Below are 10,490 nucleotides of genomic sequence, written 5' to 3'. Positions count from 1 at the left end.
ACTAACTTTAGGGGTGTTTTTTATTGCGTTTTTTAGGGGTTGAAAAATGTTTTTTCTTATCTTGATATTTCTTCAGTAAGATTTGCAATCCATCTAATCCAACCTCTGATAGTACTACTTCTACGTACTCTAGTAACGTCTGAACCAACGTTATATATGTTGCATTGTTTCATATAATTGACTGTTTCTGATTTATTAGGTACTTCATTATTCTTAATGTAATGTTTGAATGCTAAATAGAATGGCTTATGTGAGATGATTTCATCTGCAAGTGATAGATACTTTTCTTTAATTTCTTTTTGTATAATATCTAGTCCTTTTTTAGTAATTCTATACGCAATTTCATTATCCTCATTAGTAAACTTTTCTATTAAACTTAAATAAATTCCTGCATTTGTATAGTATGCAGTTTGTCTTGAGGTAAAAGCATAATTAAGAGTTATTTCTTCAAAAGTTAAATCTTTTTCAACTAGTAGATTAAGTAAATCTATAACTCTTTCGAAGTTATCTGCTTGTGGAAACGGCACAAGTGGTTCTGGTACTTCACTAGCATTTTTATATATATTAATTAAGTCATCTTTGATGATACTTTTATGATTAAACATGAAATTAACTTGTTTCACTAATTGTAGTGAGTTGTAGTTATTTATATCAGCAACATCATAAATAAAAAAGCTGTACACATCATTCGACAGAGTAAAGAAGATAGGACTTATTTTCTTATTAGTACGTGTTTGTAAAGTTCTGAAAGGATAGTACAATTGACGTGCCATAAAGTCATCTGCAGTATGCATTTTAGATTCGACAATTAAAAAGTGGTTTTTACTTTCGTAGCTACCATCGATTTCTATTTGAGACTTCTCTACCCCAAAATTATAGTTAGTATTAGTAGTTTTATTAAGAACATCATAAGAGAATGTTCCTGAACCCATTCTACCAGTGACAGTTAAATCTAAATTTTCATTGTTCGCTAATTTACTAAGCATTCTACTAATATGTGCAACATTTAATGCGACACTTTCAGATGTAACGACTTTTGGATTAATAGTATCAATAGAATGAGGGAAGCTAACGATTTCCGGTTTGATATTTTTCTCATATTTAAGTTCTTTGTATACATCAAAATTTCCGATAACGTAGTTTCCACGTCTGTTTGGCAAAATTACAAGGTTTTCGTCTTTGAATTGAGTAGGTAGGTTATTGTAATGGTCAAATTTTGTCATCAGTCTAGGTTCTCTAACTTTTTTAATATCATCTGCACTTATTTCATAAAACCCATTCTTATGGCAATCATCAACAATATCGTGCGTTTCAAATAATATCTGCCATGCTTTATCATTTTTTGTATCTAATTTCTTCTTACCATTCATATATAACACCATCCCTTTAAGTTAATTTAATTATAAATGAGAGGGTAAAATAATGAAAATATTAATAGGATAACAAACAGTTGCATAAGCATGTTATTATAAATAAATAGAACGAGCGTTCGTAAATAAATTTAAGGTGATTTATATGACTAATAATAATGAAATAATAAAGCCCATACTAAAGTATGTAGGTGGCAAATCAAAAGTTTTACCAGATATTAAGGCAAATATGCCAACTGAATATAATCGATATTTTGAGCCATTTTTAGGTGGTGCCAGCGTTTTATTAGGTATTCAACCTGCATCGGCAATAGTTAATGATATTAATTTTGAAGTAATTAATCTTTATAGAGTAGTTAAAGACAATCCATTTGAATTAATAGAAGACTTAAAAAAGCATGTGAATGAAAAAGAGTATTACTATAGTATCAGAGCGTTAGATAGAGATGAGGAAACATTTTCTAAACTAACTGCTGTAGAACGTGCATCACGTATTCTTTACATTAACAAAACCGGATTTAATGGAATTTTACGATATTCTCAAAAAGGGTACCTAAATGTACCGATGGGTAAGTATAAAAAACCAAATATCGTTAATGAAGAAGGTATTTTAAAATTAAGTAAGTATTTAAATGAAAACGACATAACAATCTTAAATACTGATTTCGTAGAGGCTTGTGCTGATGCAAAAGAAGGTGACTTTATATATGCAGATAGTCCCTATATTCCTATTTCAAAAACATCGGCTTTCACATCATATAATGCAGATGGATTTACATTAGATGAGCAAATTCGATTAAGGGATTTAGCCTTAGATTTAGACAAAAGAGGTTGTAAGGTAATGTTAAGCAACAGTTCAGCAGATATGGTGTATGATTTATACAAAGGTTTTAATATTAGACATGTTGAAGTAGCAAGAGCTATTAACAGTAAAGGCGATGGCCGTGGTAAAATTAAAGAGGTATTAATAACAAATTACTAAATGATAAAGATGAGGAGTAATTTAATGCCAACTACAGTAAAAGTAAATAGGCGTGAGGCACGTCTTATAATGAATTCAGCAATAACATTGTGTGATTATGTATTAGATGTATTCGAAGATAAAAAGATGCAGCAGGGGTATATTTATGAAATTTATAACTAATTATTTTAATAGATTTTCTAGTTTACTTTTTGGTGTGACTTATTTACAAATTTTTTGCTATGGATTATTATTACCTCCAATACAAACAATAACAAAAGGTGATACTAGTACAGACTTTTACCTGTTTATACTACCTCTATTATTTACATACGTTTTTGAAAATATCTATGACATAAATTATGATAGCGAAAGCTTGTACAATTATGATAAAGAGATGAAAGTTCTTAAATCTTCAAATATTATAATTATATTTATAATAGGAACATTATTTATATCTTTAATAAAAGATATTAATATACTTGATTTTTTTCATATACCAAAAAAAATTGATACCCTATATGTTTTGGCCATGTCTATTATATGTTTCTTCATAACATTTTTATTATGTGTCACACAAGACACTAGATTAAAACAAACGCATAATATACAAAGTAAGAACACCTTACTATTTTATAAATATTTGTCTATTATTGTTTTTTGGTTTATTAATTTAGGAATCGTTTTGCTTGTGAGTATAAAAGGTAATATATCTATACCTATTGGTATATATCTATTTATAAATTTTTTGATAACTATAATAATTAATTCATTTTTTGATAAAAAGATTGAAAAACTTAATAAGGAGAATATCGAAATCATGAAAAAGTTCATCAAAAAAAATAAAGAAAGTTAATATCTTGATTATTGTGAGTACATTCTAATCATACAAATGAAGTTGTTGAATTTATAATAGCTTAAACGTATGATTAGTGTGTATTTTTTAACTTTTATTATTGTTGAAAGTTAAGTTGTATTTACTTATCACTCTTTTCATCTTCTAATTTATTGAGATAACGATAAATTGTTGTACGTGAAACTTGCCATTGTTCAGCAATTGTCTTAATTGGCGTACCATTATCATAAAGTGTTTTGAGCAATTTTAAATCTTGTTTGTTTAATTTTTCGGGTCTTCCACCATACCGTCCTCTAGCACGTGCTGCAATTCTACCAGCTGAAGAACGTTCTAAAATTAAATTACGTTCAAATTCTGCAAATGCTGCGAATAAATGAAATAATAATTGTCCGGTAGAACTTGATTTATCCATCGTTATATTTTCTTCTAAACTATGGAAACTTACACCTCGTTCGTTAAGCTCATTAACTAATGTAATTAAATCCTCCATATTACGTCCTAGTCTATCTAATCTCCAAACAACAATAGTATCTCCAGACCTTGCAAATTCAATTGCTTTATCTAAACCAGGTCTTTTACTTTTTGAACCACTCATATGATCGTTAAATATCTTTTCACAACCATATGCATTTAATCGATCTTCTTGTAAATTTAAATTTTGTAATCCTGTTGAAACTCTTGCATAACCTATTTTCAAAATACAAACCTCCTATATCCATCATTAGTGTACCATAACTTAAATACGGGTACTTTTATGAACATAGATTTTTTATTGGGTTTCTGAACATAAAAATAAATGTAATCCTCACTTATTTCGATATAAAAAAAGAGTGTACAGAAAATGGTTATTTTCTGTACACTCTTTTTCATTTATATGTTCTTGAATGTTTGCAATAAAAAAGCATCTAATCCATAACTGGTTAGGTGCTTTTTGTGATTAGATAACTAAATTTATATAATCAAAATTTATTCGTAACTGCATCGATACTTTGCTGTATGTATTCTTTTAATGAATTTCTACCTAAAGCTCCTTGAGGAGTTGTGCTTGATCCTTCGCCCTCATTCTCCATGTAAATACCTACCATAACTGACAAATTCTCTAATTTCATAATTCGATTACTTATTAACTCTGTATCTTTTTCTGTAAAGCCTGTAGGGTTTTCTGAAAGTTCCTTATCGATAATATCTTTAAATTCTAAAATATCTGATTGTGTATCTTTATCTTTCATCACTGTATAAAGTAAATCCAAACCCTCTACTTCATGGTTTACAGTATATTCTAAATTCACTGTATTAATTCGTGTTCTCAATTTTTGCGTTTTTCTGTTTATAGCATCTTTTAAAAGGTTACTCTGTTTTTGTTCCTTTCTTATTTCCTGTTCTACGCTATTTTTATATGACTTATAAGCAATGACAATACTTATAGTAGTTGCTACTAAAGCAAGGATTGATGTTAAACCGTCGAAAGCATGAGGGTACTGTTTGAAGAAACTTTCAAAATTATCTACTTGCCATATAAATAAGCCACAAATGACTGACGGTAAAACTATATACAAAAACAAATTACTTACTACTTTCATATTCACTATTCCTTTACATATTCGTTATGGTTATTGAGCTTTCTACATTTATGACGCACACCTTTAACTCGTTTCTGTCTTACTTCATCACGAAAAGCTCTCCCTATTGCTTTAACATCTTTTGCGTTTTTCCACTCTTGATCTGTAAATAAATCTCTTATTATAAAGGGGTTTTTATCATCTTTACTTTCAGCTCTTCTAATTACTTCGTTCAACGTTACCATTAACAATCAACCTTTCAATTTTATTTAGTTGTTTACTTAACTATACCTAATGTATAAGTGGAATTTCCATTGTAATTTTTACTACGTTATTTTATTGTATTTGTAATCACTCATGACGGTATCCGAAAATGTATAAATATTAATTTTATAAATGTATACCGAACATGATAAACGGCGTGGTTATGCGATTGTATATTTTATATATATTGAACAAGTAACTACGAACACTATAGATCCCGTCAATACAATGTTTATGGAAGTTATTTGGTTGACATAATAGATGATTATCAGAAGTTCTATCCACATAAAAAGTACGACAAGTTCATGAACTTGTCGTGCTTTTTAATATAATTAGTTACCAAACAAACGACTCCAAAATCCTTTTTTAGATGGCTGCTCCACCTCATTATTAGTCTCATTTTCTTGTTCTTTAGCTCGTTTCTCTTCCTCTGTAGTAACTTTTTTTATATCTTCATCCTTATTCTCTCCAGATATAACACTATAATCCGTTGTTTGATTTTCCTCTTGTTGTTGGTTAGTATTTTTAGGTTCTTCAGTAAAATCGGCTTCTTGTGCATTAATATTTTCTATATCATTAGTCACTTTATCAAAAGAGTAATTAAGCTGTCTTTCTTCTTCTAATTGATTCTCTAACTTTTGAATTTTTTTATTACTTTCTAATGCTAATACTTGTTGATTTTCAAGCAATTTTGACCTTTCTTGCAACTCTTTTCTGTAAAATTCAATTGTTGTTTCATGACGACTTTCTTGTCTTTCAATTTGATCATTTAAAGTATCAATCTGTTTTTTAAGGATTTCTACTATTTGAGCATTACTTTTGGATTCAACATTATTATCTGACTCTTTTTTTTGTTTGTCTTCTGCAGTACTTTCAAAACCATATTTCTTTTTATTTTCATTTACCCTTTGAATAATTTTTTCTATATCCGTATCTTCTTTAATAAAGGAAGTGTTTTCCTGTTTTAATGTCTCTATATTCAATCGTTTAATGTTATTAAAAATTGTTTGCTTACTAACCCCTAATTCTTCACTTAAGATTTTCACACTTTTCATATTATCAACCCTTTATAAAATGTTTATCAACCCTTTATGCTATATTATAAACTTATGAAGGTTTATATTCAAAGTTATAAAAGATGAAATGATTTTATTTCGTCAAAGGTTTATCAAGGGTTTATAGTCATTGACAAACCTTTATCAACCCTTGATAAACTCTTATTTTCTTCTTTTATAACCTTGTTTAAAGTGCTATAATAGTCTTAACACATTAAAAACCCCAACTACTGGTAATAGTCGGGGTTTGGTAATAAAACGTTGCGGCACGTTTGTTTAATATCAATTTTATACTTGTATTATATAATGAATGACACCTTAGTGCAAGAACTTAAATCGTTAAATAAATGTAAAGCTATATAAAATCGTTTTATTACCTCTTACCATACTAAAATTCGGAAAGAGGTTTTTATTATGTCAAATTTCAAAAGAATTACAATACAAGAATTTGAACAAGAAAGATTTTATAAACTTTATAAATTTTTATTTGAAGATGAATATTTTAGAAAACTTAGTGATTCTTCAAAAATTGCCTACTGTATGTTTAGAGATCGTTTTGAATTATCTAAAATGAATAACTGGATTGATGAAAATGGGAATGTATATTTAATATTTACTACTAAAGATTTATGTGAACTTTTAAATTGCGGAACTCAAAAAGTAACTAAAATTAAAAAGGAATTAGAAAATTTTAATTTATTAGAACAAGAAAGAATGGGTTTAAACAAACCTAATAAGATATATATATTAGAACCAAAAAAGCCTTCCAAAACCAGTAACAACAAGGAATTTCGAAAATCAAAATTCCAGAATAGTGAAAATCAAAATTCAAGAGTTTTGAAAATCAAAAAACAAGAATTTCGAAAATCAAAATCTAATGATACTAACTTAAGTAATACTGATTATATAAAGACTAAGAATAATGATATGAATGACTTGAATGATATAGCGTCTAAAAATAAAATAAGCAATCATTCAAATCACACAAATCAATTTTCAAATAATTTGGATGATAAAGATTATAAAGAAATTCTATTACAAGAATTCCCAGATCAATTAACGAATTATTTATTAAATTATGATTATAGAGATTTAGAAATGATAAAAGCTATTATTCTTAAAGCCAAAAAATCGTTTAACTCAAATCACGATGATGCGTATTATATGTTAGAACATATTGAAGATGAAATATTAATTGCTTTAAAGAGATTTAAAAAAGCAATATACGACAGAGGAGTTAAAGGTCAAAAGGAAACAATCCATTCAATGCAAGGGTACTTAATGCAAACAATTTTAACCGAACTCGAAGAATTATATTCAGCAGATATGAGAAGAAAAAATATGACAGGCAACAATATTTTTAATATTTAATTTCAATGTACTTACATTAACCAAAGAAACTTAAAAATATTCAATTAAAGTCCTAATTTTTAACTGTTGATAAGGAGTTTTGTCATATGTGAATGTCATTTATCTTTGGAGTTATACCAATGTTGGTTTTAATAGCTATTGCAAAACTGACTCAAATTATAAAACGAAATAATGAACGTTAGCTCAAAAGCTAGCGTTTTTTTATGCCTTTTGCCTCTGCAGGAACTATAGCGTTCAACCGGCATGGTTGAACAGTTTTTATGCCAATTTTTAAATTTGCATGTAAATGGGCAGTGTCTAAAAAATTAGGCACTGGTTTTGCTCAAATTTTTGTTTGTGAAATTAGCATATATTTATTTGGCTCATATTTACGTTTTAAGAGCCAATATAAGTTTTTGGGTATAAAACCATATGATTTACCCCTAGCTCTTTAAAACGCCCCTTAAAATTCAAAATAAGGGTATTTAATTTTTAAATAAGTCTTGTGATAAAGTTTTGCTAAAAAGGAGATAGAAAATGCTTATATTTTTATTTATTTTGATTTGTGGTCTTTTAGGTTATTTCTTGATTAATCGTTCTAGAAAAAAGTAGATGACGCATTTATGCCGAGAAAATTTATTGAGTGTTGAGAAGAACCCTTAACTAAACTTGCAGACGAATGTCGGCATAGCTTGAGCTATTAAGCCGACCATTCGACAAGTTTTGGGATTGTTAAGGGTTCCGAGGCTCAACGTCAATAAAGCAATATGTTTAGTAGCATAAAAAATAAAAAGGAGATCTTGATTTTGAATAAGCGTTTTATTAGTGGTATAAAGGGTGGTTCTTATGTTTTTGTATGTCCTATTTTACTTGCGCTATTGTTGAATTTTATGGATTTTGACTTTGGTTATAATAGATTTTGGACTTATTTAGGTAATCTAGAATTAATTACTTTCTTTGATAATAAGCAATTAAATGGGTTGATTATTCTAGGTTTTATATTAGGTGTTATTGCCTTTGTTTTGGGTTTTTTATTTCCTGATAATGAGAAAAGCAAAGATGGAGAAAGGAAGTAATATTTTTAATTTTTGAAACGAGTTGAAAACGAGTTTCTTCTTGTCTTGAGTCTTATTTAGCTCATATTTGCGTTGTAAGGTTTAAAAAATAAAAAGCGTTATTTGAGTAAGTGAAAAATAAACATGCTTAAAATTCAAAATAAAAGTATGTATAAAAATGTATAGTTTGAAAAAATAATGCTGATTTGAGAATTTAAAATCAAAATTGGGAAATCTTGGAGAAGTTATAATTTTATAATCGCCGATATAAAAGTCTTGTAAAGAATCTGAATACAAGTTCTGACGATGCCAGGAAACTTTTATACAGGTTATACATTTTAAAATTGGAATATGTGTCTTAGGCGTATGATCTGTTTGGTTTTAACATGGCTTAAAAAAGATGTATAAAGCATAAGAAGATACCTCAGCTATGCTGAGTGACACGTAGTGGCATTGTGTCCCCTTATGCTCTTAGTAGAGAATCTGAAAAGAATTTAAAAACATCAAAATACGTAGTGAGCAATGTATAAAAATATTAGTTTAATTTGTGTTTTTTAAATTATAGTATCATTAGTGTTAAATATATATGGAATTGAAGGAATAAATGTGAGTGTAATAATAAGAAAAGCTACTCATAATGATATTGAATTAGTAACAAATGCGGCATCTACGTTACTTACTGAATTAAGTGGAAAATCTATTCATGCTAAAGATTTAGTTGCTATTTGTGAAGATTTATTAACAAATAAAGCCGATTTATATCCGGTATTTTTAGCACTTAAAGAAGAAGAATGTTTAGGCTTATTAACATTGCACGAAGTTTCATCGTTATATGCAGCTGGTTCTGTTGCTATTATTCAGGAGTTATATGTTCAATCGAATATGAGATCTCAAGGAATTGGAGAAAAATTAATACAAGCTGCAAAAGAATATGGCTTTATGCGTAATTGGATTAGATTAGAAGTAGGGGCTCCAGATCCTGAAAAATGGAGTAGAACAGTTTCTTTTTTATAAACAAAAAGACTTTAAAGAAATTGGTCCACGTTTAAAATTTGATTTAAAATAAAAATATAAAGACCACCCTAAATTAGGGTGGTCTTTATTGAGTTTTTTTGGGGTTTAAAAAATGTTTTTTATATCTTTTAGTTAGGGTAAAACTATTCATAATTTTTTCCAAAGGTTTCATAAGTTAGCCAACTTATTAGTAAAAATATAATTGCTATAATTGTAACTAGATTACTCTGTAAAAAAGGAAATATATCTTGATGTGTAGCTAATCGAATACCTCTTAATACAAAATTAGAAATTAAAATAATTAAACCTAATAATCCTATGACTTCCCCAAGATTAAAAAGTAGTGGATGTTTTAGTTTCTTACTGTCTTCAACGATTTTATCTTTCAAAAAATCATCTCCTTTTAGCAGTTCATCTACAGTAATATCAAATACTTCACTTAATTCTATAAGTGTTTCGATATTTGGATAACCTTTTTCAAGTTCCCATTTTGATATGGATTGTCTACTGATATTAATTTTATTTGCTAGATCTTCTTGAGATAAATTGAGTTTTTTTCTTTCTTGCTTAAGTTTTTCGTGGAATTTCATTAGGTTATCCTCCTGTGTTTTAAATTTAAAACATTTTAGGGATGATTATAAGAATGAGATAGTTGCATTATGTAACCGTAAAGTTGCATTAAGGAGATTTAAATATATTACTAAATAAAGATAATGATTTAGGACTTTAGAAACGAGTTTCTTCTTGATTTAAGTGTATGCTAATAAACCTAGAAATGCACCAAAATTTGAACATATAAAAACAATTATTGCTGTTATTGTTTTAGTAATTTATGTTTTTGTTAAAACTTTAATTAAAATAAAGATATAAAAAACACCCTAAAATGGTACTGCACCCCTAAAGTTAGAGTAAAAAACTAACTTTAGGGGTGTTTTTTATTGCGTTTTTTAGGGGTTGAAAAATGTTTTTTCTTATCTTGATATTTCTTCAGTAAGATTTGCAATCC

General features: G+C 28.0%; 12 protein-coding genes. 6 read left to right on the top strand and 6 right to left on the bottom strand.

Features of this window, described 5'->3' with window-relative positions:
• Window positions 1-56: 56 nt before the first annotated feature.
• Window positions 57-1,370, bottom strand: a complete 1,314-nt coding sequence (locus LQ615_RS13190) for a type II restriction enzyme (RefSeq protein ID WP_204175012.1) — start codon at window positions 1,368-1,370, stop codon at window positions 57-59.
• Window positions 1,371-1,515: 145 nt separating this feature from the next.
• Here LQ615_RS13190 and LQ615_RS13185 point away from each other — a divergent pair, with 145 nt between their 5' ends.
• Genes LQ615_RS13185 through LQ615_RS13175 form a run of 3 tightly spaced genes read left to right on the top strand, consistent with a single transcriptional unit; the run spans window position 1,516 to window position 3,187 of the window.
• Window positions 1,516-2,352 (top strand): DNA adenine methylase, encoded by an 837-nt coding sequence (locus LQ615_RS13185; RefSeq protein ID WP_107580156.1) that lies wholly within the window; start codon window positions 1,516-1,518, stop codon window positions 2,350-2,352.
• Window positions 2,353-2,376: 24 nt separating this feature from the next.
• Window positions 2,377-2,514 carry a hypothetical protein gene (locus tag LQ615_RS13180; protein WP_158262032.1) on the top strand — a complete coding sequence of 46 codons (138 nt, stop codon included), beginning with the start codon at window positions 2,377-2,379 and terminating at the stop codon, window positions 2,512-2,514.
• On the top strand, window positions 2,498-3,187 hold the full coding sequence (locus LQ615_RS13175; protein ID WP_239713613.1) for a hypothetical protein: 690 nt from the start codon (window positions 2,498-2,500) through the stop codon (window positions 3,185-3,187). The genes LQ615_RS13180 and LQ615_RS13175 overlap by 17 nt, the downstream gene beginning before the upstream one ends.
• A gap of 121 nt (window positions 3,188-3,308) precedes the next feature.
• Here LQ615_RS13175 and LQ615_RS13170 read toward each other — a convergent pair whose 3' ends face one another.
• The 4 genes from LQ615_RS13170 to LQ615_RS13155 all read right to left on the bottom strand — a co-directional run bounded on the left by LQ615_RS13170 (window position 3,309) and on the right by LQ615_RS13155 (window position 6,065).
• Window positions 3,309-3,884, bottom strand: coding sequence for a recombinase family protein (locus LQ615_RS13170; protein WP_000690626.1), 576 nt, complete (start codon window positions 3,882-3,884; stop codon window positions 3,309-3,311).
• Window positions 3,885-4,146: 262 nt separating this feature from the next.
• Window positions 4,147-4,767, bottom strand: coding sequence for a hypothetical protein (locus LQ615_RS13165; RefSeq protein ID WP_119489787.1), 621 nt, complete (start codon window positions 4,765-4,767; stop codon window positions 4,147-4,149).
• Window positions 4,768-4,772: 5 nt separating this feature from the next.
• Window positions 4,773-4,991, bottom strand: a complete 219-nt coding sequence (locus LQ615_RS13160) for a DUF1413 domain-containing protein (protein WP_119489785.1) — start codon at window positions 4,989-4,991, stop codon at window positions 4,773-4,775.
• Window positions 4,992-5,342: 351 nt separating this feature from the next.
• Window positions 5,343-6,065, bottom strand: a complete 723-nt coding sequence (locus tag LQ615_RS13155; RefSeq protein ID WP_239713611.1) for a DUF536 domain-containing protein — start codon at window positions 6,063-6,065, stop codon at window positions 5,343-5,345.
• A gap of 414 nt (window positions 6,066-6,479) precedes the next feature.
• Between LQ615_RS13155 and LQ615_RS13150 the strand changes: the two genes are divergently transcribed.
• From LQ615_RS13150 to LQ615_RS13550, 3 genes are all read left to right on the top strand, one after another.
• Window positions 6,480-7,436 carry a replication initiator protein A gene (locus LQ615_RS13150; RefSeq protein WP_239713601.1) on the top strand — a complete coding sequence of 319 codons (957 nt, stop codon included), beginning with the start codon at window positions 6,480-6,482 and terminating at the stop codon, window positions 7,434-7,436.
• Window positions 7,437-8,221: 785 nt separating this feature from the next.
• Window positions 8,222-8,491 (top strand): hypothetical protein, encoded by a 270-nt coding sequence (locus tag LQ615_RS13145; RefSeq protein WP_239713599.1) that lies wholly within the window; start codon window positions 8,222-8,224, stop codon window positions 8,489-8,491.
• 585 nt (window positions 8,492-9,076) lie between these two features.
• Window positions 9,077-9,484 carry a GNAT family N-acetyltransferase gene (locus tag LQ615_RS13550; RefSeq protein ID WP_239713597.1) on the top strand — a complete coding sequence of 136 codons (408 nt, stop codon included), beginning with the start codon at window positions 9,077-9,079 and terminating at the stop codon, window positions 9,482-9,484.
• A 143-nt stretch (window positions 9,485-9,627) separates the two neighbouring features.
• Here LQ615_RS13550 and LQ615_RS13135 read toward each other — a convergent pair whose 3' ends face one another.
• Window positions 9,628-10,074, bottom strand: coding sequence for a helix-turn-helix domain-containing protein (locus LQ615_RS13135; protein WP_239713595.1), 447 nt, complete (start codon window positions 10,072-10,074; stop codon window positions 9,628-9,630).
• Between the last annotated feature and the right edge of the window lie 416 nt (window positions 10,075-10,490).

This window comes from Mammaliicoccus sp. C-M13 (assembly GCF_022386845.1).
In the GTDB taxonomy this organism is placed as follows: Bacteria; Bacillota; Bacilli; order Staphylococcales; family Staphylococcaceae; genus Mammaliicoccus; species Mammaliicoccus lentus.
The sequence above is the reverse complement of the archived record's forward strand: the minus strand, read 5'-3'. Positions and strand labels throughout refer to the sequence as shown.

Coding starts and splice junctions, on each gene's coding strand:
- LQ615_RS13190 (WP_204175012.1), bottom strand. CDS start 1,370: ATGAATGGTAAGAAGAAATTAGATACAAAAAATGATAAAGCATGGCAG.
- LQ615_RS13185 (WP_107580156.1), top strand. CDS start 1,516: ATGACTAATAATAATGAAATAATAAAGCCCATACTAAAGTATGTAGGT.
- LQ615_RS13180 (WP_158262032.1), top strand. CDS start 2,377: ATGCCAACTACAGTAAAAGTAAATAGGCGTGAGGCACGTCTTATAATG.
- LQ615_RS13175 (WP_239713613.1), top strand. CDS start 2,498: ATGAAATTTATAACTAATTATTTTAATAGATTTTCTAGTTTACTTTTT.
- LQ615_RS13165 (WP_119489787.1), bottom strand. CDS start 4,767: ATGAAAGTAGTAAGTAATTTGTTTTTGTATATAGTTTTACCGTCAGTC.
- LQ615_RS13160 (WP_119489785.1), bottom strand. CDS start 4,991: ATGGTAACGTTGAACGAAGTAATTAGAAGAGCTGAAAGTAAAGATGAT.
- LQ615_RS13155 (WP_239713611.1), bottom strand. CDS start 6,065: ATGAAAAGTGTGAAAATCTTAAGTGAAGAATTAGGGGTTAGTAAGCAA.
- LQ615_RS13150 (WP_239713601.1), top strand. CDS start 6,480: ATGTCAAATTTCAAAAGAATTACAATACAAGAATTTGAACAAGAAAGA.
- LQ615_RS13135 (WP_239713595.1), bottom strand. CDS start 10,074: ATGAAATTCCACGAAAAACTTAAGCAAGAAAGAAAAAAACTCAATTTA.